Source organism: Candidatus Manganitrophaceae bacterium (assembly GCA_016200325.1).
Taxonomy (GTDB): domain Bacteria; phylum Nitrospirota; class Nitrospiria; order SBBL01; family Manganitrophaceae; genus Manganitrophus.
Map to the genome: position 1 here is coordinate 17241 of JACQEZ010000011.1, position 22395 is coordinate 39635.

The 22395-nt window shown below is 58.2% G+C and carries 24 protein-coding genes; 5 read left to right on the top strand and 19 right to left on the bottom strand.

The window, feature by feature from the left end; genetic code table 11:
- Window positions 1-346 precede the first annotated feature (346 nt).
- Entirely contained in the window at window positions 347-778 is a 432-nt protein-coding gene (locus tag HY282_07970) for a cupredoxin domain-containing protein (GenBank protein MBI3803685.1), read from the top strand.
- An 18-nt stretch (window positions 779-796) separates the two neighbouring features.
- On the opposite strand, the gene HY282_07975 is transcribed toward HY282_07970, so the two are convergent.
- Window positions 797-1234: a VOC family protein gene (locus HY282_07975; GenBank protein ID MBI3803686.1), complete on the bottom strand. Its 438-nt coding sequence runs from the start codon at window positions 1232-1234 to the stop codon at window positions 797-799.
- A gap of 194 nt (window positions 1235-1428) precedes the next feature.
- Here HY282_07975 and HY282_07980 point away from each other — a divergent pair, with 194 nt between their 5' ends.
- Together HY282_07980 and HY282_07985 are read left to right on the top strand one after the other, a co-directional pair.
- The gene (locus HY282_07980) at window positions 1429-2430 is read left to right on the top strand and encodes an NAD-dependent epimerase/dehydratase family protein (GenBank protein MBI3803687.1); all 1002 of its coding nucleotides are present in this window, start codon (window positions 1429-1431) and stop codon (window positions 2428-2430) included.
- A 117-nt stretch (window positions 2431-2547) separates the two neighbouring features.
- Entirely contained in the window at window positions 2548-3597 is a 1050-nt protein-coding gene (locus HY282_07985) for a rod shape-determining protein (GenBank protein ID MBI3803688.1), read from the top strand.
- An 18-nt stretch (window positions 3598-3615) separates the two neighbouring features.
- On the opposite strand, the gene HY282_07990 is transcribed toward HY282_07985, so the two are convergent.
- From HY282_07990 to HY282_08035, 10 genes are all read right to left on the bottom strand, one after another.
- Window positions 3616-4068, bottom strand: coding sequence for a cytochrome c (locus HY282_07990; GenBank protein MBI3803689.1), 453 nt, complete (start codon window positions 4066-4068; stop codon window positions 3616-3618).
- Between the two features lie 332 nt (window positions 4069-4400).
- A complete protein-coding gene (locus HY282_07995; GenBank protein ID MBI3803690.1) occupies window positions 4401-4775 on the bottom strand; it encodes a two pore domain potassium channel family protein in 375 nt (124 codons plus the stop codon).
- A gap of 36 nt (window positions 4776-4811) precedes the next feature.
- Window positions 4812-5171, bottom strand: coding sequence for a hypothetical protein (locus tag HY282_08000; protein ID MBI3803691.1), 360 nt, complete (start codon window positions 5169-5171; stop codon window positions 4812-4814).
- On the bottom strand, window positions 5171-6079 hold the full coding sequence (locus HY282_08005) for a S1/P1 nuclease (GenBank protein ID MBI3803692.1): 909 nt from the start codon (window positions 6077-6079) through the stop codon (window positions 5171-5173). Before HY282_08005 ends, HY282_08000 begins: the two co-directional genes overlap by 1 nt.
- Window positions 6063-6968 carry a TraB/GumN family protein gene (locus tag HY282_08010; GenBank protein ID MBI3803693.1) on the bottom strand — a complete coding sequence of 302 codons (906 nt, stop codon included), beginning with the start codon at window positions 6966-6968 and terminating at the stop codon, window positions 6063-6065. The genes HY282_08005 and HY282_08010 overlap by 17 nt, the downstream gene beginning before the upstream one ends.
- A 104-nt stretch (window positions 6969-7072) precedes the next feature.
- Entirely contained in the window at window positions 7073-7912 is an 840-nt protein-coding gene (locus HY282_08015) for a hypothetical protein (protein ID MBI3803694.1), read from the bottom strand.
- 213 nt (window positions 7913-8125) lie between these two features.
- Complete coding sequence (locus HY282_08020; GenBank protein MBI3803695.1) at window positions 8126-10570, bottom strand: heavy metal translocating P-type ATPase; 2445 nt, start codon at window positions 10568-10570, stop codon at window positions 8126-8128.
- A gap of 80 nt (window positions 10571-10650) precedes the next feature.
- Entirely contained in the window at window positions 10651-11250 is a 600-nt protein-coding gene (locus tag HY282_08025) for a DUF502 domain-containing protein (GenBank protein ID MBI3803696.1), read from the bottom strand.
- A gap of 76 nt (window positions 11251-11326) precedes the next feature.
- Entirely contained in the window at window positions 11327-12061 is a 735-nt protein-coding gene (locus HY282_08030; GenBank protein ID MBI3803697.1) for an SDR family oxidoreductase, read from the bottom strand.
- A gap of 23 nt (window positions 12062-12084) precedes the next feature.
- On the bottom strand, window positions 12085-12657 hold the full coding sequence (locus HY282_08035; GenBank protein ID MBI3803698.1) for a hypothetical protein: 573 nt from the start codon (window positions 12655-12657) through the stop codon (window positions 12085-12087).
- Window positions 12658-12799: 142 nt separating this feature from the next.
- Between HY282_08035 and HY282_08040 the strand changes: the two genes are divergently transcribed.
- Window positions 12800-13585 carry a TerC family protein gene (locus tag HY282_08040; protein MBI3803699.1) on the top strand — a complete coding sequence of 262 codons (786 nt, stop codon included), beginning with the start codon at window positions 12800-12802 and terminating at the stop codon, window positions 13583-13585.
- Here HY282_08040 and HY282_08045 read toward each other — a convergent pair.
- From HY282_08045 to HY282_08060, 4 genes are all read right to left on the bottom strand, one after another.
- Window positions 13582-14220, bottom strand: coding sequence for a DedA family protein (locus HY282_08045; GenBank protein MBI3803700.1), 639 nt, complete (start codon window positions 14218-14220; stop codon window positions 13582-13584). The two genes, HY282_08040 and HY282_08045, sit on opposite strands and share 4 nt — an antisense overlap.
- A gap of 24 nt (window positions 14221-14244) precedes the next feature.
- Window positions 14245-15351, bottom strand: a complete 1107-nt coding sequence (gene nagZ / locus HY282_08050) for a beta-N-acetylhexosaminidase (GenBank protein ID MBI3803701.1) — start codon at window positions 15349-15351, stop codon at window positions 14245-14247.
- Window positions 15352-15426: 75 nt separating this feature from the next.
- On the bottom strand, window positions 15427-16959 hold the full coding sequence (locus tag HY282_08055; GenBank protein ID MBI3803702.1) for a leucyl aminopeptidase: 1533 nt from the start codon (window positions 16957-16959) through the stop codon (window positions 15427-15429).
- A gap of 22 nt (window positions 16960-16981) precedes the next feature.
- Complete coding sequence (locus HY282_08060) at window positions 16982-17617, bottom strand: radical SAM protein (protein ID MBI3803703.1); 636 nt, start codon at window positions 17615-17617, stop codon at window positions 16982-16984.
- Window positions 17618-17631: 14 nt separating this feature from the next.
- On the opposite strand from HY282_08060, the gene HY282_08065 reads away from it, so the two are divergent.
- Window positions 17632-17838, top strand: coding sequence for a hypothetical protein (locus tag HY282_08065; protein ID MBI3803704.1), 207 nt, complete (start codon window positions 17632-17634; stop codon window positions 17836-17838).
- A gap of 149 nt (window positions 17839-17987) precedes the next feature.
- Here the strand turns inward: HY282_08065 and rpsU are convergent, their stop codons facing one another.
- The 4 genes from rpsU to HY282_08085 form a co-directional block, all read right to left on the bottom strand.
- On the bottom strand, window positions 17988-18185 hold the full coding sequence (gene rpsU, locus HY282_08070) for a 30S ribosomal protein S21 (GenBank protein MBI3803705.1): 198 nt from the start codon (window positions 18183-18185) through the stop codon (window positions 17988-17990).
- Window positions 18186-18656: 471 nt separating this feature from the next.
- Window positions 18657-20681, bottom strand: coding sequence for a diguanylate cyclase (locus HY282_08075; protein ID MBI3803706.1), 2025 nt, complete (start codon window positions 20679-20681; stop codon window positions 18657-18659).
- Window positions 20682-20723: 42 nt separating this feature from the next.
- On the bottom strand, window positions 20724-21158 hold the full coding sequence (locus HY282_08080; protein MBI3803707.1) for a response regulator: 435 nt from the start codon (window positions 21156-21158) through the stop codon (window positions 20724-20726).
- A gap of 56 nt (window positions 21159-21214) precedes the next feature.
- The gene (locus HY282_08085; protein MBI3803708.1) at window positions 21215-22015 is read right to left on the bottom strand and encodes a hypothetical protein; all 801 of its coding nucleotides are present in this window, start codon (window positions 22013-22015) and stop codon (window positions 21215-21217) included.
- Window positions 22016-22395 lie beyond the last annotated feature (380 nt).

Genomic DNA, 22395 nt, shown 5'->3' on the forward strand with positions numbered 1-22395 from the left:
TCTTCGTCGGCCGTCCGCTCGTGCAGCGGCTTGCCCTTTCCCCGTCCGACCGGGGCGACATCGGTCGCGGCACCGACCTCGAGGGTAAAATCGCCGTTGACCGGTCTCTTCCTTTTGGCCATGGTCATACCACTCCTAAACTTAAAGCAGAATACCGACCCGTTCCGTCGTCGTCAAGGGAATTGTTTTCTTAATAAGTAATACGATAGACCCGCCCACGCATGCCGAAAACCGCTCTCTCGCTCCGACCGCCTTTCAATCGCCCCCTTCATTTGGTTATTCTAGAGATGACAGATCGATGGACTTCAGGCGGGCTTTCGGGCCCGGTTCAACAGGGAGGATTCAGATGCAGGTCAGGAATCGGTACTGGACATCGTCCACACTTTTTCTCATCGTCTTACTGGTTATTTTTGGCGACAGGAACGCGGTGACCTTTCCCGCCGAGGGGCCGGCGCGGGTCGAGGTGGTGATTCGAAATTCCGCGTATGAAGTTCAAGGAAAGCCGCTGACGCCGGGGGTGCCGGCGATGATCGTCCTTCGGAACGTGGATCAGGTCGAGCATGGCTTCACCTCCCTCTTTTTGCAGGAGGTCGATGTCCGGGTGGAGAGCGGCGGCTCAGCCACCTTAGGAAAAGGAATCCGAGGGGTCCACATCGCGCCGGGGGCAGAGATGCGGATTCTCTTCATTCCACCGCGCCCCGGGAAGTTCACCTTTATCTGCGATCTCCATCCGCAGATGAAGGGCGAAGTGCTTCTTCTGTCGATTGGAGCGGTGTGATATATGATGGACACATTCTCAGGGCTCCGGATCGGTATCGCCGACCGCGCCGAACTCCCGCTCGCCGAAGATCGCCGATTCGTACCGGTACCATTTGAATTCAAGGAGGTTGTGCGAAGGATCTTCAAGAAAGAAGGTGGCATGCTCCAGCCGGCTCCCCTCGAATCGGCGACGAGGAGACTGGTAGAACCGGAGGCCCTTTGCCTGGGCCCGGTCGACCAGCGCCTGCCAACCCGCTTCGGTCTTAAAGATCAGGCCGAAGTGCCGCGGGTAGATCCCCTTCTGTCCCGCCACCGCCGGAGCAAGATGGCCGACCAGCTGATGTCCGGCCAGTTCGAGGGTGATCGCACGGGGCGACTCCCGTCCCAAGGTGCAGCCGAGGCCATCGACGTAAAATCGCTTCGCCTCCTCCAGATCATCCAACGGAAAGGCGAGATGAAAAAGAACCTCTTCCATAAAAATACCCTCTCTCTATCAACCCATCTGCAGCAGAATACCGATTTAGGGAGATCGGCGTCAAGCGCCCTATCGTACCTCTAAGGTCTTTTCCACTTCGATCTAGGGGAGAAAATCAGGTGATTTAGATCACAGTTGCTTGCCGATCCGATCAACGCCTGGTATCATCAGGTACTCACTCCCTAAGGACGATGATGAAATTCTTCGTCACCGGCGCAACCGGCTTTATTGGCGGGCGGATTTCGCGCCAGCTGGTTGCGTCGGGCCACCAAGTTGTCGCACTCGCCCGTGATCCCTCCAAGGCGGCCGCGCTCATTCATCTCGGCATCGACGTTCGGAAAGGAGACATCACCGATCTGGAGAGTCTCCGTCCGGCGATGGCCGGCGCGGATGGTGTATTCCACGTCGCTGGCTGGTACAAGGTCGGCTCTCCGGACAGGGAAGCGGCCCGGCGGATTAACATCGACGGCACGCGCAATGTCCTCACCGCGATGAAGGCTCTCAAGATCTCGAAGGGGGTCTACACCAGCACGCTGGCGATCTACTCTGATACGAACGGCCGAACGGTCGATGAAAAATCGCGTTATGACGGGCCGTGGCTCTCCGAGTATGAACGGACCAAGTGGGCGGCGCAGACCGAGATCGCCGAGTCGATGATCGCGCAGGGCCTGCCGCTCGTGATCGTCCTCCCCGGCTTGGTCTACGGCCCGGGGGATACCAGCTCGGTGAGAGATCTCTTTCTCCTCTATCTCAAACGACGGCTGCCGATGGTCTCTCCACGAACCGCCTACTGTTGGGGCCATGTGGAAGATATCGCGCGGGGCCATCTCTTGGCGATGGAGCGGGGACGGCCGGGGGAAGACTACATCATCGCCGGGCCGCCGCATACCCTGCAGGCGGCGTTCGAAATCGCGGAGCGGGTCACCGGGATCAAGGCGCCCCGTCTTCATCCCCCGCCGGGGCTGTTGAAGGCATTTGCGGCGCTGGTCGGCGCAATCGAGCCGCTCCTCCCGCTTCCCGATCTCTACCGCGCCGAGAGCCTCCGGGCCATCGCCGGGACGACCTACCTCGGAAGCAGCGAGAAGGCCCGCCGCGAATTGGGCTTTAAGACTCGGCCCCTGGAAGAAGGGTTGCAAGAGACCTTGCTGCAGGAGCTGTCGCTGCTCCGCCTGCGGCAGAAGGAAGCTCGGAAATAACCTGTACAAGCAGAAATCCTCCCTTGCTGGAAGGATCAGTCCATGCATGGATGCCGGATCGCCTTTCCAAGAACACGTTCTTTATCGTAAGAACGAATTGAGAGTGAGGAATCAAGGATGAAAGAACTTTCTCGAAGCGTCTTCCCCTGGATGCGGCCTTGGGTCGCCGATATCTCCGTCGACCTTGGAACCACCAACACCCTCGTTTACGTCCGGGGAAAAGGGATCGTCGTGAACGAGCCCTCCGTCGTCGCCGTCCGCGAAGGAGCCCAGGGAAAGCAAGAGGTCATCGCCGTCGGACAGGAGGCCAAGGCGCTCGTCGGAAAGGCTCCGACGATGATCCGGACCGTCCGGCCGATCAAACAGGGGGTCGTCGCCGACTTCGACCTTGCGAAAGAGATGCTCGAGTTTTTTATCCGGCGGGCACGCCGCCGATGGCCGTTCGGAAAACCGTCGATCGCCGTCAGCCTGCCGCACGGCGTCACCGAAATCGAACGGCGGGCCGTTGAAGAGGTCGGCTATTCGATCGGCGCGAAGAAGATCCTCTTGATCAAAGAACCGATCGTCGCGGCGATCGGGGCCGAGATGCCGGTCCTCGAACCGGTCGGAAATATGCTGGTCGACATCGGCGGCGGGACGACCGAAGTGGCGGTTCTCTCATTGGCCGGCATCGTCTGCTGCCATTCGGTCCGGGTCGGCGGCGATGCAATGGACGAAAAGATCATCGAGATGGTCAAGCGCCGGCATCATCTTCTCATCGGCGAGCAGACGGCGGAGCAGGTCAAGATCGCCCTCGGCACCGCCTGGCCCGACGGGGAGGTCCAGAAGGCGCGGGTCAAGGGACGCGACTCCGTCACCGGGCTTCCCCGGATCGTCGAGATCGACTCCAACGAGATTGCCGAGGCGATCGCCCCGTCGGTGCGGGTGATCGTCAACGCGATCAAAATGGCGCTGGCGAACACCCCGCCTGCGTTGTCGGGCGACATCGTCGAAAAAGGGATCGTGATTACCGGCGGCGGGGCGCTGATCCGAAAGTTGGATATCCGTCTTCAGCATGAAACCGGTCTCCCGATCATCATCGACAAGGGGGCGCTGCTGAGTGTCGCGCTCGGCGGCGGCCGGGCGATTGAAAATCCCGGCCTGCTCGAGGCGATTTCGATGGCCTAAGCGATTAACGATAACAGCCTACTTCTTCCCCAGGCTTCGCTCATACAGAACCGCCTGCCATGCCTCCTCTTCGGTGATGAGACCGCTGCCGACGGCGGAGAGCATCCCGGTGCCGGAGATCCCATTTTTCACCGCCCAGAACATCTCCCCCGCGCTCTTACACTGGTCGAACTTCGGATCGGTGAAATTCCGCGGCGATGGGTTAAGGGAGGCCGCCAACGGACCATCTCCTTTTCCTTCATTTCCATGACAGCCGGCGCAGCTTCCTTTCCCATTGAAGATCTCTTTTCCTTTTTGAATCGACTCCGGTGAATCGGCCACCGGCGGCTTCATCGCTTTATATTGCGCCAGCTCTCCCGCCGGCACGCGCGGCGCGCAGGGATCTTTTTCCGCGGCAGCGGCCGAAAAAACCGTCGCGAGCAAAAGGGTGGTCGAGACAATGAAAATGGCGGTCAGTGTAAGAGGTCGCATTGGATTTTTCCTCCTTGCAATAGCATGAGGTGCATTGGCGCTTGAATGATCTCGGCCTGCTTTTCTACACCGGAGGACCTACGGATGTGCCGAAGCGGGCGAGTGAGGATCTCAGAGGTTTTTCGGTTTTTCTTGTGGGAAATGGGACAAACGGATATTAGAGGTATTCTATCGGATCGGGGTGGAGCGGATCAAGAGAGACGCTGGCCGCCGCCTTTCCCCTTACAGCCCCGCTTCGGGTCTCAGCTTCTCTTTCGGCGTTTCTTCCTGATGCGGATGCAGATCCCAAAACTTCTGCATGGCGAGGTAGGTAAATGCGGCCGACCAGGTGATCAGCAACAGGCCGTTGAGCCCTTCGATCCCGGTGATGAGCCGAAGGGGGCGGTCGGGTAGACATCGCCTAGACCGAGCGAGGTGTAGGTCACGGCGGAGAAGTAGATGTAATCGAAGAACTCTCCTTTAAATTGTCCGATAAAACGGCCCATTCCAGGAAGCTGATCCATAAGGTAATAGCCGATGCTGTAGAGCCAAACCTCAACGGTATGGGCGGCGAAGGTAGCGAAGACGACGATAATCATCCGGGCGCGGGGCGGCATCGCGAGCCGGGGCAAGATTCCCATGATGATCCGGAGCACTTCGTAATGGACGAAGATGTTGATAAAGACCAATGCCGTCCCTCCCGATAATGATCGCCCAACCCATTTCACCCCCCTTTTGATTCTTGCCGATCTGCTTCCAAAAACTCAGCCGCCCCGCAGCAGGGCGACCAGATCGCTCACCGTCTCCGCGCGGATCTCCACCTCCGGCAGAAGCCGCTTCGCTTCTTTGACGGCCGCGCCCCAGGTCGCCGGATCGGCCGCCTCCCGACGGATTCGCGCCACCTCTTTATCAATCTCTTCCCACTTCTGACGCACCACCCGGTTCTTCGCCAGCGGGATCGCCAGATGGCTTCGGAGTTGCTCGAGCTGTTGATCGAGGAGCGGTTCAGGGAGCTCGACCGGACCCTCCGGGTTGATCACCCTCCGGAGCGCCCGCGCCAGATAGGCATAGTACATTCCCAGCTGCATCGCCGCCTTCAGTCCCACCTCTTCCTGCGCTTCCATCACGGTGCCCCCTTCTTTTTAAGGTCCATATTAAACGCTTCATTCAAGACCCGCGCCAGCCGAACACCCGCTTTGGCCAGGAGTGCGTCGACCACCGGGAGACTCTTTTCGAAATAATGTCTGGAGAGTTTTCGATCTTCGGGAAGGCGATACGCGACCTGCGTCGCGGCCCGATGCCCCTCCAACGCCCAATCGACGACCGTTCCTTTTTGAAGATCGGCGCGCGATTGCTTCTTCAGCCACCCCTCCAAACGGGCCACATACGCCGGCTCGGTCAAGCCGGTATGATCGATCAGCCCCGTATCCCAGACGGCATGGAGATTCCACGGCTTCCCGCCGAACGGATTGAGCGCTTCTCCGAAGAAGATCACCGGAAGGTCGTTGCCGCCGTGATCGTCCCGGTTAATGGTGTGGAGCGGCTGATGAAGGTCGCCGACCAGATGGACCAGGAACTTCAGCGCCTCGGCCCGCTCCGGGAGGGGGCGGGCCCGATCGGCGAGGACCCTCTTAAATCGCGCGATCGCGGCGATCAGGCAGTCTCCCTCGGCCGGAGAGAGACAATCCCGGTTTGGGTTATACCGAGATGCCTTGAAGGGAATATTGACATAGTGCCACGGCGCCGTCTCCGGGCGGTCGCCGCGAATTCGATCGGCCCAAGCGGCGATCGATGCGAGCGATGCGCCTTCGAGAAGCCGCTCCACCTCTTGGCGTGCGGGTTGCGTGAGATGGCGCTCCGCCACATCGGCGACGATGCGATGCCCTGCTTCGCCCCACGCATAAAGGGAGGAGGAGAAAGAGAGACCGAGAAAAACACTCAGGAGGACTTCTTTGCGGAAAAAGGGGATGCGCCCCGCGCGGTGCGCGCGGTGCGGAAGAAGGCCGATGTGAGACTTACATCTGTTGAACAACGTACCCTTTCTTTCGGAGAAGGTCGACGATTCCTCCTTGGCCGACGAGATGTCCCGCCCCGACGACGACAAAATAAGGCTCCTTCGTTTTTAAAAACCCTTCGATCTTGGAGACCATCTGCGCGTTTCGTTCATAGATCAGCTTGTCATAGACCGGCGCCAGCCCCGGCTCCTCTTTCACACTCTGGAAGATCAACGCTTCAATCGCACCGGTGTCCCCCACCTGCCAGCCGCTCACCACCGAATCCATCTGGTCGGAGAGAAGGTTCAAATCGGAGATGGTGTAGCGAAGAAACAGCTCCTGGAGACGATCGGAGAAGCTGTCGAAGAGACCGATTTGGTATTCCACCGTCTCAAACGCCGCCACCCGTTTCTTTCCCCGCGCTTGGGTGATAAAGTGCTCGTCAATCCCATATTGCTTGTCGAAGCCGAGACGTTGCAGCTCCACGGCCTGGAGCATGACCGCCAAGACCCAGGGCTTAAACTGGTTCAGCTGCCCCATCGGAAAGCCGGCCTCTTTAAATTTTTTCTCCGCCAGGGAGTAGGTCTCCTTCGAGACCTTCTGATCGAGCGTCTCCCCAAACGGGTAGGCCCCATACTCGAGAAAAAGCGACTGAAGGCGCGCCGCATCGAACTCATCGGGGTTGATCTCGACCACCAACGTCTCCGACCGATCAAAAGCGGCTTCAATCGATGGGGCAAGCGGATACATCTCCGGTTTCGCCACATGGATGGAACCGAGAAGATAGACGGTGGCGGTCTCCGACTGCGCCGACCAGAGGAAGTGCTTCGGGGTGGCGGGACTCTCCTTGGCTTTCGGCGCCGAAGCGCAGGAGAATTGAAGAAAGAAGAGAAGAAGGACAATCGTATACCGGGTCGCTCTCTTCACAATCGATCCTTATTTCACCTTCAAGACAAGTTCAGCTTCAAACCATCGGGCAGAGGGAATCGCGGAGGACGAGGACGGCGCGCGCGCTTCCTCCGCGACCCGGTTTATTCAACGGTAAAGTCGAGCGTCATTCCCCGCTTAAAGTGGGGCTCCCCCTTCTCATCGGGAAAGAAGCAGATCAACCCATAGTTGCCGGGGGCCAGATCGGTCTCGAAGTAGGTGTGCATTCCGTTCTGCACGCCGACGATCCCGCCGATCGGCTTTCCAGGAGGGGGGGCGGAGCGATCGGCTTCAAAAGCGCCGAAATCGGCTACCTTTTTGCCGGGCGCCATCCGCACCAGCAGCAGTTCATGCGGCATCGTTCCATTGTTGACCACTTTGATCGTATGCTTGCCGGCCGTGAGCGGTTGGGAGGGGACAAATCTGAAATCGGCCACAGTGATGGTGACGTCGGCCTTCGGCTCCGCTTTTTTTGTCTCGGCCGCCGTGACGGTCAGCGGCTTCATCATGCCGAGGGCAAGATGGGGAACCCCCTTCGCATCGGGAATGAGGCAGGCCACCACATAGTTGCCCGGCTCCAGGTTCATCACCGCGGTCGCCTTCTCACCGGGGATCGCCCCGTTCGGTCCCCCCACAAACTTCGCCCAGCGCGGCAGCGGGCCGCTTAAAGCCGGCTTCAGCCCGACAAAATCATCGAAGGTCTTCCCGTCGAGGAGCTGAATCAGCTGGGCATGGTGCAGCTCTTTTCCCCCATTATTAATTTCGACCTTAACGACCCCCCCTTTAATACGGTCGGGTCCCTTGTAGCTATAATCCATCGCGTTGAGCGTTACGACGCTCTCCGCCGGCTCCCCTTTCGCATTCGCCGCCAGGGGTTGACCGATTAGAACCAGCGCCGCGGTGAGGGCGACGCTCCATCCCGTTGTTTTTAATCTATCCATCATAGATCGCATAGCTCCTTATCCTCCTGAAGAACACCAAATGAATCGGTTCGACCGCCTGTGAGGACAGACGGCGGCTCTGATTATAAAGTTTAGAAAAATGAAAAGGAAGGGAAAAATCGGATCAAGTCAAGAGCATTTGGAATGGGGCAAAGCCCATTCCAACGCTCTTAACCGATCGAGGAGAAACCCAAAATTTTAGATTTTTTCTTATGGCTAGAGGGAGACCTTCCGCAGCCGGAGCGCGTTTGCGATCACGGAGACCGAGCTGAGGCTCATTGCCGCCGCCGCGATCATCGGGCTGAGAAGAATCCCGAAGGCGGGGTAGAGCGCGCCGGCGGCGATCGGAACGCCAAAACTATTATAGATAAAAGCAAAGAGAAGATTCTGCCGGATGTTTCGCATCGTCGCGCGGCTCAGCCGATAGGCGCGGATCACCCCCCGCAGATCCCCTTTGACCAGCGTCACCCCGGCGCTCTCGATCGCCACATCGGTTCCGGTCCCCATCGCGATCCCGACGTCGGCCTGTGCGAGCGCCGGCGCGTCATTAATGCCGTCCCCCGCCATCGCCACCGTATGACCTTCAATTTGCAGCCGCTTGATCACCTCCCGCTTTTGATCGGGAAGGACTTCGGCGATGACTTTGTCGATCTCCAGTTTACGGGCGACCGCCTCGGCGGTCGTTCGGCTGTCGCCGGTCAGCATGACCGTTTGAATGCCATGTTTTTTGAGTGATGCGATCGCCTCCGGCGTCGATTCTTTGATCGGATCGGCCAGCCCGAGCAGTCCAGCCGGCTTGCCATCGACGGCAACGAAAATCACCGTCTGGCCGTCGCGGCGGAGCGCCTCCGCCTGCTCGACGAAGAGATCGAGCGGCAGCTTCAGCTCCTCGAACAGCGCCCGATTCCCCAAGGCCACCTTTTTCCCTTCCACAACGGCGACCGCTCCCTTTCCGGTGATCGACCGGAACTCCTTCGCCTCGGTGAGGGAGAGCCCCCGGCTCGCCGCGCCGGCGACGATCGCGTCGGCGAGCGGATGCTCGCTTCCCCGCTCGAGGCTGGCGGCGAGCCGGAGGAGCGCTTCCTCCGTCCACCCCGGCAGCGGAACGACCCGGATCAGACGGGGCCGCCCTTCGGTCAGGGTACCGGTTTTGTCAAAGACGAGGGTGTCGACCTTTTGCAACAGTTCAAGCGCTTCGGCATTTTTAAAGAGCACCCCGGCGGTCGCCCCCCGCCCGGTGGCGACCATGATCGACATCGGTGTCGCCAACCCCAGCGCGCAGGGGCAGGCGATAATCAGAACGGCGACGGCATTGACGATCGCATGGGCCAGCCGCGGCTCCGGGCCGACCGTCCACCAGATGAGGAAGGTCACGACCGAGGCCGCCACCACGATCGGAACGAAGTAGCCGGAGACGACGTCGGCGAGCCGTTGAATCGGGGCACGGCTTCGCTGCGCCTCGCTGACCATCCGGACGATCCGGGCGAGCAGCGTGTCGGCGCCGACCCGCTCGGCCCGCATGATGACGCTGCCGGTTCCATTGATCGTCCCGCCGGTCACCCGGCTGCCCGGTCCCTTCTCGACCGGCACCGGCTCGCCGGTGATCATTGATTCGTCGACGGCGCTGCTCCCCTCCAGGATGATCCCATCGACCGGAATTCGCTCCCCCGGCCGGACCCGAAGGCGGTCTCCGGGATGGACCGCATCGAGCGGGACATCCTCCTCCGTTCCGTCTTCCCGAAGCCGCCGGGCGGTCTTGGGGGCGAGCCCCAGCAGGGCGCGGATGGCGCTGCTCGTTCGGCTTCGGGCGCGCAGCTCCAGCACCTGGCCGAGCTGGACCAAAACGATTATGACCGCCGCCACCTCAAAATAGACCGGCGCCTCTGCATGACCCTGGCGAACGGAAGGGGGGAAAAGGTCGGGGAAGAGGACCGCCACGATGCTGTTGAGATAGGCGATCCCGGTCCCGATGGCGATCAGCGTAAACATGTTGAGCGAGCGGTGGACGATCGAGTTCCATCCCCGCTGGAAGAAAGGCCACCCTCCCCAAAGGACCACCGGGGTCGCCAACGCGAACTGAATCCAAGCGAGCAGCCGGGGCGAGCCGATCTGCTGCAGCGGGTTTCCCGGAATCAGGTCGGACATCGAGAGCAGGAGCAACGGCACCGTCAAGGCGAGGCTGATCCGGAATCGGCGGGTCATGTCGATCAGTTCGGGATTCGCCTCCTCTTCTACCGTGACGGTCCTCGGCTCCAGCGCCATGCCGCAGATCGGACACGATCCCGGCGCGTCGCGAACGACCTCCGGATGCATCGGGCAGACATATTCGGTCTTCGTCGCGGGCGGGGCGATCGTCATCGGCTCGAGCGCCATGCCGCACTTGGGACAGGCGCCCGGCCCGATCTGCCGGACCTCGGGGTCCATCGGGCAGGTGTATTCTGTCCCCGGCGGGCGCGGGGGAGCGGGTGCCGCGGCCGGGGCCCCCTCTAAAAATTGGGCGGGCGACTCCCGGAAGCGGTCGAGACAAAATTGCGAGCAGAAGTAGTACCGCGTCCCCTCATAATCGTACGTCCCCACCGACTCTTCCGGGGTGATCTCCATCAGGCAGATCGGATCGGTGAAGGTTTTCTTTTTCTTTGGATTGGACGGTTCGTTCGACATCGCGCCCTTTTAAAATGGGGGAATGAAAGCATCGTTACGTCTGCTTATTGTAAGGCCAAGAGGGGTCGAACGTCAAAAGATCACTCGATCTGTCGGACCTCTCCCTTCATCGACGCGCCGGCGGAGAGGGCGAAGGTGACCCCCTCTTGAAGGGTCAGGGCCGTTTTGACGATTCGGGTCCGCTCGACGATGTGGATCGCGCCGAGATAGAGGTGATTGCTCGGGATGAAAACGACCGCCATGTTTTGTCGTACGCCGTTGGCTTGAACGAGGCTGAATTCACTGGTGAGGAATCCGCCGATATAGCCCTCCCCGCTCGTCTGTTTCACGAAAACGAATTCCTTAAAACCGGAGGGATTGTGCGGGTTAAAACTATCGACGATCTGCTTGATCCCCCGATAGACCCCTCGGATAATCGGAAGGCGCTCCAGGATGCGGTCCATCCAGCCGAGGAAGAGGGCGCCGGTCACGCTGGAGACGACCAGGCCGGCAACGAAGATGATCACCACCGTCGCCACCACCCCCAACCCCCAGATCTCCACCCCAAAAACGTTATAGAGCCACGGCTGGGCGACGCCGTCGATCAAGCCGAAGAGCCAGATCAGGAGGGTGACCGTGAGATAAAGGGGCAACAGGGCGATCAACCCGGTCAGCATAATATTTCGAAGCTGCTTCATCATTTATCTTCTCCACGGAAGACGGAAGGAGGACGCACTTATTTTAACTCCGCAATCTAAAATCCGCACTCCGCATTCGTTAGACCCCCCATCCCCCGCTGAGATGGATGTTCCCTCCGGTGACATAACGCGCTTCGTCGGAGAGGAGAAATCGGGCGACGGCGACCGCATCGGTGACCTCGCCGACATAACCGGCCGGGATGTTCTTGATCATTCCCGTCATCTCCGACTCGGGGGCGCTTCCGGTCCGGATGAAGCCGGGCGAGATCGCGTTGACCGTGATCCCATGCGGGGCGAGCAGCTTGGCAAGAGACCGGGTGAGAATCAGGACGCCGACCTTCGAGATATAATGCGCCGTGATCTGGGGCTGGCCGATCATCTGGTCGGCGTTCGCCATGCTGAAGCTGACGATCCGTCCCCACCGCCGCGCCTTCATGGCGGGGGTCACGAGACGGGCGAGGTAAAAGAGCGGATGGAGATTGTGGTCGAACATTTCATGCCATCCCTCGATCGTTTCCTCCAGCAGGTTGACCCGATGATACGGCCCGGCGGCATGGACCAGCGCATCGATCCGCCCCCACGTCCCTTCGGCCTCTTTCACAAATCGCTCGGCCGCTTTCGGATCGGACACGTCGGCCCGGACGGCGAGTGCCTTCACCCCTTTTTCCCGAATCGCCACCGCCGTCTCCTCGGCCTCTTTCTCGCTGGTTCGATAGCAGAGTGCCACCGACCATCCCCGGCCGGCGAGATCGAGCCCGATCGCCCGGCCGATCCCCTTCGCCCCCCCCGTGATCAACACCACCCGTTCCGACATAAGCCCTCACCACCCTCGAGATCTTAAAGAATGTAATGTTTGATGAAAAGCCCGACCACGCTGAGCGCCAGCAGAATGGAGACCGCCCGGCAGAGCCGCTCGTCCCGGATCACCCGCCCTCGGAAAGAAGCGGCGACGATCAAGACGAGAATACCGGAGCTGTACAACATCGCCATGAAGGCGGAGAGCCGCCAGGCGACCGGATGGGGCAATCGGCCGCAGGTGAACCCGAGGGCGATCCCGGAGAAAATCGACGCCGAATCGAGCGCCGCCTTGGCGGGATAATAACCGAGAAAGAGCCTCGCCTTCGGGATCGGCATCCCGGTACGGCCCCCCATTGAGGTGAAGAGAGAGATCGCCGCCACGGAATAGCTCGCCAGAAAATCAAAAGTCATCGGCGAGGCATGCTCGGAGATCACCCCCAGAATCGCGCGTTGCCCCTTTTCATTGATCAGCGGATAGAAAAGCCCCAAGATCAATCCGACGAAAAAGAAAGGAAGCGCCCGTTTTAAGATCCCCTGCAGCAGTTTGATCCAGCTCATCCCCTCGGTTCGCCTCAGCATTCCCCCGCCGCTCCCGATTCCTGTATATTCCAATTTTCCTCCTCAGTCAACCGTCGAAAAGGAAATCCCGACCCCGCAGGGGGAAATGGCAAGTCGATTGACTTCGCCTCCCGTTCATATTATAAAGTCCGGGCTTCAAACGAAACCCGGTCTTTTGTTTTTTCGGAGGTGAATCGTGGATTGGCTGGCAGACCCTCAGGCCTGGATCGCGTTGACGACGCTTACCGCGCTCGAGATCGTCCTGGGAATCGACAACATCATTTTTATCTCCATCCTCGCCGGGAAGCTTCCCGCCGCGGCGCAGGCGAAGGCCCGGACCGTCGGGCTGATGCTGGCGATGGTCACCCGGGTCGGTCTCCTTTTTTCTCTCACCTGGATCATGCGGCTGACGACGCCGCTCTTCACCCTCTTCGCCCATGACATTTCGGGGCGCGACCTCATTCTCTTAGGCGGCGGCCTCTTCCTCATCGCCAAGAGCACGCATGAAATTCACGAGCGCCTGGAGGGAGAGGAGGCGCACGCCGCGGGACGCTCGGCCACTTCGTTTGCCAGCGTCATCATTCAAATCAGCCTCCTTGACATCGTCTTCTCGCTCGACTCGGTGATCACGGCCGTGGGGATGGCCAATCAAATCGCGATCATGGTTTTAGCGGTGGTCATCGCGGTGATCTTCATGATTTTCTTTTCGGGGGCGATCAGCGATTTCGTCCATCGCCACCCGACGGTGAAGATGCTCGCCCTCGCCTTTCTTCTCCTCATCGGGGTGACGCTGATTGCCGAGGGGCTCGGCCAGCACATCTCCAAAGGGTATATCTATTTTGCCATGGCCTTTTCGGTGTTCGTGGAGATGCTGAACCTGAAGATGCGGAAGGGCGGACTGGCGCCGGTACAACTGCGAGAGCCGTATGTCGATCCGGCAGGGAAGAAGGGGAAGAGACCGATAAAAAAAGGTCGATCCTAGGCCCCCGCGCGCGATCGGACCAGCTCGACCACCCCCGGCAACACCGACACGACGATGATGCCGAGGATCACCAGCGTGAAATTTTCCTTGACCGTCGGGATATTCCCGAAGAAATACCCGCCGAATAAGAAGAGACCGATCCAGAGTATTCCGCCGACAATATTATATGCGGCAAAATGCCAGTAGCGCATCCGGCCGATCCCGGCGACAAAGGGGGCGAAGGTCCGGATGATCGGGACGAAGCGGGCGAGGATGATCGTCTTGCCGCCGTACTTCTCATAAAATTGATGCGTCCGGTCGAGATGCTCTTTTTTAAAGAAGCGGCTCTCTTTCTTCTGAAAGACCTTGGGACCGATCAAATGACCGATCCAGTAGTTGACCGCATCGCCCAGGATGGCGGCAAGGCTCAGAAGGATAAAGAGCCATCCGATATGGAGGTCGCTGCCGGCGGCCAGCGCCCCGACGCCGAAGAGAAGGGAGTCGCCCGGAAGAAAAGGGGTGACGACCAGGCCGGTCTCACAGAAGATAATGAGGAAGAGGATCAGATAGGTCCAGGGACCATAATCTTGAAAGACGGCGACGAGATGTCGGTCGAGATGAAGAAAGAGGTCGATGAAGGTCTTAAAAAATTCCACGGGACTCCATCAAACCGGAGGGCATTAACGCCCTCCCCGCCGCGCCGGGACCGGCTCACCCCGTTTTGCAATCTCCTCAACGACCAATCGATGCGTGTCGCAGCCGACCACCTGCTTGATCTGCTTCGGTTTGGGAGCCTGGCGCGGCAGGAGGAAGTGCTCTTTGAGACTCAGAATCCGGGCGAGCGATTCATTCAGCCGCTCCTCCTTGATCGTCCCCTTCTCGACGGCGCGGATCAGCGCTTCAAGCGCCTCCATCTGCTGGTCGGGTGAATGGCAAATTAAAATCAGATCGGATCCCGCCTGAACCTCCTTCACCGCCGCCTCGGGAATCGTAAATCCGTCGGTGATCCCCTTCATCTCCAGATCATCGGTGACGACGAGCCCTTCGAACTGAATCGTTTTTCGGAGCAGCTGGGTGACGATCTTCTTGGAGAGCGAGGCGGGATATTTTTCGTCGAGCTTCGGATAGCGCACATGGGCGGTCATGATCGCATGGAGACGGTTTTCCACCGCATGGATAAACGGCTTTAATTCGAGGTCGGCCATCCGGGAGAGGGGATGATCGACCGACGGCAGAGTTTTGTGGGAGTCGGCTGCGGTGTCGCCGTGGCCGGGAAAATGCTTCCCGCAGGCGATCACCTTCTGATCATGCAGGGCGGCGATCACCGCCAGACCATGCTTGGCGACGAGCGTCGGATTGGCTCCGAACGAACGATCTCCGATAATCGGATTCTTCGGGTGGGTGTCGACATCGAGCACCGGGGCGAAGTCCATATTGATTCCAACCGCCGCCAGCTCCTTCGCCATCGCCTCGGCGGCGCTGTAGGTCAGCTCGACCGAATCGCAACGGCCGAGCGTCCGCGCCGGGGGAAACTGCGTGAAGGGAGGGGCCAGCCGCGAGACCCGACCCCCTTCCTGATCGACGGCGATGAAGAGCGGGACATCGGGGGAGAGCTTCTGAAGCGACGCGGTCAGTTTGGCGCACTGAAGCGGCTCTTTGATGTTTCGGGAAAAGAGGATCACCCCGCCGATTTGATGTTTCTTGATGAGCTCCTCCACCCCCTTCGTCGGGGTGGTTCCGTCAAACCCGATCATCAAGAGCTGGCCGATCTTTCGGCTCAATTTCATCCGACACCTCCTGGAAGTTGCGCGATCCTCATTTTGATTCCCCTCTTCACCCGAGTGGGCGAGGCGAATACGGCTTTATTTGTGCTTGGCTTTTTGCTGTTTGGCGAGACCGGTGAGATACTGAACCAGCAGGCGGAGGCCGGTTCCGGTCGATCCTTTCGGAACATAGGGACGGGGTCTCTCCCCGTTCCAAGAGGTCCCGGCAATATCGAGATGGACCCAAGGGGTGTCGCCGACGAACTGTTTCAAGAAGAGCGCCGCGGTGATGCTGCCGCCCGGCCGCCCCCCGGTGTTCTTCAGATCGGCCACCTCGCTCTTGATCTGATCGTAATATTCGTCCCAGAGCGGCAGCGGCCAGACCCGCTCGCCGGTCTCCTCGCTCGCCTTCTGAATCTGCGCGGTCAGCTTCGGATCGTTTCCGAACAGCGCCATCGCATGGTTCCCGAGCGCCACGACACAGGCGCCGGTCAGGGTGGCGAGATCGATCATCGCAGCCGGCTTAAATCGCACGGCATAGGCGAGCGCGTCGGCCAAGCAAAGCCGCCCCTCGGCATCGGTGTTGATCACTTCGACTGTCTTTCCGGAGAGGGTTGTGACGACATCGCCGGGATGGATGGCGGTGCCGCTCGGCATGTTATCGGTCGCCGGGAGGACGCCGATGATATGGAGGGGGAGCTGTAGCTGCGCGGCCACCCGCATCGTCCCCAGCACGGTGGCGCCGCCGGTCATATCATATTTCATCTGCTCCATGCTCTCGGCCGGTTTCAGCGAGATTCCCCCCGAATCGAATGTCACCGACTTGCCGACCAGCGCAATCGGCCGCGTCTTTTTTTGCGCCCCCTCATATTCGAGGACGATGAACTTCGGCGGCTCCACCGTTCCCCGCGCCACGCCGAGGAGGGCCCCCATCCCAAGCCGCTCCATGTCGGAGCGCTCGAGAACTTCGACCCGGAGATGATAATCGGAGGCGATCTTCTTCGCTTCGTCGGCCAGGCGGCTCGGTGTAATCACATTCGACGGCGCATTGCAGAGATCGCGGACATAGTTCACCCCTTCGGCGATCGACCGACCGCGACGGACCCCCATCTGGATCTCGACCGCCCGCTTTTCATCCGGATCGACGAGGGTGCACTCGCGGACCTCTTTCGGAAGGGCCTCCCGGTCCGTTTTGTAAACCTGAAATTGGTAGAGTCCGAGGATCACCCCCTCCACCATCGCCTGGGCCAAATCTTGTACGGAGAGACGCGGCAGTCCCTTCCCATGAATCTGTGTGGCGAACTGTGTCAGCCCCATCTCGCGAATCTGGGTCGCCGCCCGTCCCATCGCTTGGCGGATCCGATCGAGCGTCGTCTCGGCGCGCTTTCCAAGCCCCAGCAAAAGGAGCCGGGGCGAGGCAATTTTTCGGTCGGTTCGGTCGGTTCGAAGGACAAGCGTCTGAAGGAACCGACCGCTGAATTCGTCGGAGGCGATCACCTCCTGAATCTTGCCGCCGATCGCTTTGTCGATCGACGCCGTCTCGGGCGAAAGCGACTCCCCCTCATAATGCCCGAGGACCAGCATTTCGCCCCCCTGCTTCGCCAGCGTTCCCCGTTGGACCTTAAACTCCATTCGGACTCCTCTATTCAGATATTCAGACCCCGCGCATTTGCGGGTCCCAGATATATTTGTGAAGCTGCAATTGAAATCGAATCGGAAGGCGATCTTCTAAGATCCACTCGGCCAGCTGCCGCGGCTCCATCTGATCGAAGACCGGGGAGAAGAGAACGGTCCGGTCGGTGAGGGAGGGATATCGGGAAAGAATCTCCTTTGCCCACATATAGTCGGCGCGGTCGGCAATGACGAATTTCACCTCATCCGCCCCCTTCAGCCGATTCAGATTTTCCCAGCAGACGGTGTGACTCATCCGGCTGCCGGGACATTTGATATCCATAATGATGACGGCGCGGGGGTCGACCCGGTCGATCGGAACGCTGCCGCTGGTTTCGATCAAGACCCGATACCCTTCATCGAGAAGGGTGCGGATGAGCGGATAGATCTCGTCCTGTAAGAGCGGCTCCCCCCCGGTGATTTCAACCAGATCGCATCCGTAACCGCGGATCTCTTGCAACACCGATTCAACCGACCGCTCTGTTCCTTCATGGAAGGCATAGGCGGTATCGCACCAGTGGCATCGGAGATTGCAATAGGTCGTTCGAAGGAAAATACAAGGGAGTCCGGCATAGCTCGATTCTCCCTGTATGCTTTTGAAGATTTCATTCACTTTCATAGAATTTTGGAAGAATGGCTGTCGAGAGAATAAAGGGGAGGAAGGTCTGCTTCCCGGCGGTCTGCCTGGCGTCGATCTTTGATGCGCCGTTGCTGATGGCGACGATCGATGCCGGCATTGGGAAGGTTCTGCACCCGCCGATCGGGCCCGTAACCGCGCGTCATCTGCCGGCGTTCCTGATTCCGTCGCTCCACGCTGCCTCCAAACCGCACGGATTTTAACAGGTTAATGGCGGAACGTCAAGTTTGAAGCGGCATTGCGGATCGCAAAGCCGCGGCCGGTGATCGCGCGAAAAAAAATCTCGGATCGAGCCCGCGCCTGCATCCGGAATGTCGCGGGTTCGAGGTCTTTCACATCTGAAGGTGTCGGCTTACGGATTCATAGACGAAGAGATACGCTGCGCCTTTAAGCGCTTTTTTCTAGCTTCTTTCTGCTTTCTCTTTCGTTTGACGGAAGGTTTTTCGTAGAAGCTGCGACGTTTGAGTTCCTTTAAAAGCCCCTCTTTCGCCAATTGACGTTTCAGCGCTTTTAATGCCTTTTCAATTTGGTTCTCGTAAACTTTGATCAAACAGTTCTCCTTTTCCGATCAAACCGACCGGTCCAAACGATGTTAAATTAAAAGCCCCCAGAACCTGCGAAGCTCTCTGGGGGCAGAGCCAATTTTAAGAGTGAACGTAATTATTCACCATTTCATAATTCTTGTCAAGAAAAAATGATGCCCGATAATTAACTTTCCCAAGGAAGAATAGGACAAAAACCGCTCTATACCTGCTGGAAAGGGACGGTTTCGCTCCTCTACATCAGAGAGGACGCTTGGCATGGCGTTCCGTTCTCTGGGAATCGAACAAAGAAGGATTGAGATCAGAGAGATCAAGAATTCCGTTCGGAGTATCATAAAAGCACTTTATCGGCCTTCCGGAGCAATTTCGCTCGAAACCTCCAGACATGCATTTAAAGCCGCCTTTCACTCTCTTAAGTACCTATTCACGTTTGGCTTTGATAGGTTATTTTCTGATTGATCGGAAGGGTCAGTGTGAAATCAGTCGGTTGTACTTTTGTTCAAGGTGCCGATAAAGGCCTCGACCACTTTCGGATCGAACTGGGTGCCGGCATGTTTCCGAAGCTCTTGGAGGGCCTCTCCTTGGGAGAGTTTAGGGCGGTAAGGGCGGACCGAAATCATCGCATGATAGGCTTCGACCACCCCGAGGACACGGGCGAGAAAGGGGATCTCCTCCCCTTTCATGCCGTTGGGATAGCCCTTTCCGTCGTAGCGCTCATGATGGTAGAGGATGGCGGGGAGGACCGACTCGAGGCTCGGCGAGCCTTTGATCAACATCTGAGCCAAGCCGGGATGCGCTTGGATAATTTTCCGCTCTTCGGGCGAGAGCGGACCCGGCTTGTTCAGGATGGTATCGGGAATACTGACGATGCCGATGTTGTGAAGCAAGCTTGCCAGCTGCAAGCTCTGCTTCTCCTCGATGCTCAGATTGAGGGCGTCGGCCAGCAGGAGGGCATACTCGATGACCCCTTCAGAGTGGCCCCGCGTGTAGGGGCTCTTCGCATCAATGATGGAGGCCAGGTCTCGAATGGTCTTCATCTCCGGACTGCGCAGCATTTCGGTCAACTTGCTTTGATCCTTTTCGATCGCCGCCTTCAAGGTGTCCTGATAGCGGCAAACACGGTTGCGGCCGTCCCGCTTGGCGAAATAGAGGGCCTGATCGGCGGCAAGGATCAAGTCTTCCCGCCGCGTTCCGTCCTCCGGGAAGGAAGACACCCCGATGCTCACCGAGATGTGGACGCGATGTCCCGTCGTTGTAACGAAAGCGGCCTCGTCGATCGCCTCTCGGATTCGGTCGGCGACTTTGGCCGCGTGGATCCCGACCGTCTCCGGGAGAATGACAGAAAATTCTTCTCCTCCATACCGGGCCGGAAAGTCGACGTTGCGAACACACTTTTGAATGACTTTAACGATTTCTTTCAGGATCGAATCCCCCACCGGATGTCCGTGCGTATCATTGAACGACTTGAAGTGATCGATGTCGAGCATGATGAGCGAGAACTCTTTTCCATACCGATTCGCCCGCTCCGTCTCTTCATATAAACGCTTCTGGAATTCTCGATGATTGTAGAGACCGGTCAGACTGTCGGTGATCGCTTGCTTCTCCACCTCTTCCAGAAAGCGGACATTGTCGATCGCCACGGAGGCGTTGATGCAGAGGGTCGACAGGAAATCCTGATCCTCGGACGAGAACGGCTGGTCTTCTTTTTTATTGATCAGATTTAAAACGCCTAAAACCCGACCTTCGCGGATCAGCGGGATGGAAAGCGTTTGACGCAGCGGAGATTGCAATTCGGGAGTCGATCCGATCAGGGGATGCGCCTTCGGATTCTCCACCAGAACGGGTCCTCGCTCCTGGCATCCGAGGCCGAAGAGCCCCGTCTTTGTGATGGGACCTTGCGGAATCCCTCCCTCAAACTCCACCCCGACAAAATCGGTTTGAAGGATTTTCTGTTCGGCATCGATTAAAAAAAGAAGCGCGCCTTCGGCATCCATCAACTCCTTCGCCCCCTCCACCAGGGTCGTGCTGAGGACCCCAATTTTTCGCTCGGTCGCCAAAGAGAGGGAGATCTCATAGAGGCGGTGGGCCCGTTGGGAGCTGTTCTCAAGATGTCTTTTGAGCTTGTATTGATCGATCACTTTGAGGACGACGGGAGGAAGGGTATGATGATAATTTTGATTCTTGATGATGTAATCGTAGGCCCCGCGCTTCATTGCCTCGACCGCAATCGTCTCATCCCCTTGCCCCGTCACCATGATCACCGGAGCGGTATATCCCGACGCCTGAATTTCGCTCAGCACATCGACCCCGTTCATCATCGGAAGGCTGTAATCGAGAATCACCGCATCAAAGCGGCTCTGTCTCAGCGCATCGAGACAAGCCGGGCCGGTCTCGACCGAAGTAATCTGTAAATCGGGATCTTTTTTTTGAAAAGCACGGAGGGTCAGCTCCCGCTGATCGATATTGTCTTCCACCAGCAAGATCTTGACCGGTTCTTTTGCCATGCCACTCTTCATTCCCAAAAAGCCCAATGAGAGACTCCTCCGTTATGCGTCGGGGTTCGGCGGACGATTGACCAGCAGCCAGTAAAGTTTCAGCGATTTGACCTTTTCCGAGAATTCGCTGAACTTCACCGGCTTTGTAATGAAGCTGTTCGCGCCGAAGCTGTAACATTTGAGGGCCTCTTCGTCGCGATCCGAGGTCGTCAGCATGATCACCGGAATGACGCGAAGCGCTTCGGTCTCTTTTACCTTTTTCAACACCTCGACCCCATTGATCTTAGGAAGGTTAATGTCGAGCAGGATCAACCCGGGCCGGGGGGCGTCTATAAAGGACCCCTTCTTAAAGAGGTAATCGAGCGCCTCTTGGCCATCCTTCACCCAAGTGACCTTGTTTGCCATACTCCCGCCTTCCAGCGAGCGGCGGGTCAACTCGGCATGATCGGGGTTGTCTTCCACCAGAAGGATTTCAATCGGTTCCATCCATGCTCCTCGCTTTAGATCGGCCGCCGAGATCGGTTGATTCTCTTTGGGTCCATTTACATTCCATCCTTTAATAAAACCCCGTCGGGCACTCTGAAGAAAAAAACGGCTCCTTTTTTCTTCTCCGACTCCAACCAGATTGTTCCACCCGCCAGATTGAGAATTTTTCTAACGAGGGCCAGCCCCATGCCCGTTCCCTCCGTCTCGATTTCTTTGAGGCGCTCAAAAACGCCGAAGATCGTTTCATGGTATTGCGGATCGATTCCGATGCCGTTGTCCCGGACAAAGAACGTGACAGCCTCTCCGTCCGAGGTCGCCCCGATCTCAATCATCGGGTTTTGCCGATCTCCCATAAACTGAATGGCGTTGCTGATCAACTGCGAAAGAACCTGCTCCAACTGTGCCCGATCAAAGAAAAGCGCTGGGAGGGGCGAGCATACGCGAACCTCTATTTTGCCTTTGGCAATTTCATCCGAAAATCGGTTCAAGACCTCCTGAACGACCTCGCCGACGTGCAATCGCTCCGGATTTGATCCCTTTCTTCCGACCCGAGAAAAAATCAATAAATCGGCGAGGAGTCGTTCAATCAATTCCGCATTCGACATGAGCCGGCCGAGATAGTGTCGGCCTCGTTCACCGAGCGCCGCTTGATAATCTTCCAGCAGGATCGACGCCATTCCTTGAAGGGAGACGACCGGCGCTTTTAAATCGTGCGAAACCCGGTAAACAAAAGCGTCGAGCTCCGCTTTGTTTTGCGCAAGGGCCCGGCGCAACACCCCGCATTCAGTACAGTTCGGCCGGCTCCCCTCCATCGGAGGCTGTGGATCCGGATGTTTTTTTTCTTCTCTTTGCATCATCTCCGATGCCCCGGCTCACACCGAGGGGAGGGAGTTCCTCAACCGATTAAAGGATTGAACGATCCCTGTTTCAGCGCTCTAAACAGGTAAAGATAAATTGCAGAAAGTTTTCCCTCGGGCATTCTTTGTATCGACTTAAAACAGGGATGTATCACCTGAAAAATGTAGCATAGATCGGCTTGTTGTCAACGAATGGAGAGGGAAGGATGATAGACAGAACCCTTTAGATGCGATGAAGCGAAAGCGAGGAGCTGCATCTTCAGGAAGAGAAACCTTCGACCGAAGATTGTCGGCATTCAAGCGATTTAATTTCATTTCTTTTCGATGGACAGTATGTCGCAACGTGTCTGAAAAAGGAGGGTGCTCCCGACCCCTTGATA

Coding starts and splice junctions, on each gene's coding strand:
- HY282_07970 (MBI3803685.1), top strand. CDS start 347: ATGCAGGTCAGGAATCGGTACTGGACATCGTCCACACTTTTTCTCATC.
- HY282_07975 (MBI3803686.1), bottom strand. CDS start 1,234: ATGGAAGAGGTTCTTTTTCATCTCGCCTTTCCGTTGGATGATCTGGAG.
- HY282_07980 (MBI3803687.1), top strand. CDS start 1,429: ATGAAATTCTTCGTCACCGGCGCAACCGGCTTTATTGGCGGGCGGATT.
- HY282_07985 (MBI3803688.1), top strand. CDS start 2,548: ATGAAAGAACTTTCTCGAAGCGTCTTCCCCTGGATGCGGCCTTGGGTC.
- HY282_07990 (MBI3803689.1), bottom strand. CDS start 4,068: ATGCGACCTCTTACACTGACCGCCATTTTCATTGTCTCGACCACCCTT.
- HY282_08000 (MBI3803691.1), bottom strand. CDS start 5,171: ATGGAAGCGCAGGAAGAGGTGGGACTGAAGGCGGCGATGCAGCTGGGA.
- HY282_08015 (MBI3803694.1), bottom strand. CDS start 7,912: ATGATGGATAGATTAAAAACAACGGGATGGAGCGTCGCCCTCACCGCG.
- HY282_08020 (MBI3803695.1), bottom strand. CDS start 10,570: ATGTCGAACGAACCGTCCAATCCAAAGAAAAAGAAAACCTTCACCGAT.
- HY282_08025 (MBI3803696.1), bottom strand. CDS start 11,250: ATGATGAAGCAGCTTCGAAATATTATGCTGACCGGGTTGATCGCCCTG.
- HY282_08030 (MBI3803697.1), bottom strand. CDS start 12,061: ATGTCGGAACGGGTGGTGTTGATCACGGGGGGGGCGAAGGGGATCGGC.
- nagZ (MBI3803701.1), bottom strand. CDS start 15,351: ATGAAATTGAGCCGAAAGATCGGCCAGCTCTTGATGATCGGGTTTGAC.
- HY282_08055 (MBI3803702.1), bottom strand. CDS start 16,959: ATGGAGTTTAAGGTCCAACGGGGAACGCTGGCGAAGCAGGGGGGCGAA.
- HY282_08060 (MBI3803703.1), bottom strand. CDS start 17,617: ATGAAAGTGAATGAAATCTTCAAAAGCATACAGGGAGAATCGAGCTAT.
- HY282_08065 (MBI3803704.1), top strand. CDS start 17,632: ATGGCTGTCGAGAGAATAAAGGGGAGGAAGGTCTGCTTCCCGGCGGTC.
- HY282_08075 (MBI3803706.1), bottom strand. CDS start 20,681: ATGGCAAAAGAACCGGTCAAGATCTTGCTGGTGGAAGACAATATCGAT.
- HY282_08080 (MBI3803707.1), bottom strand. CDS start 21,158: ATGGAACCGATTGAAATCCTTCTGGTGGAAGACAACCCCGATCATGCC.
- HY282_08085 (MBI3803708.1), bottom strand. CDS start 22,015: ATGATGCAAAGAGAAGAAAAAAAACATCCGGATCCACAGCCTCCGATG.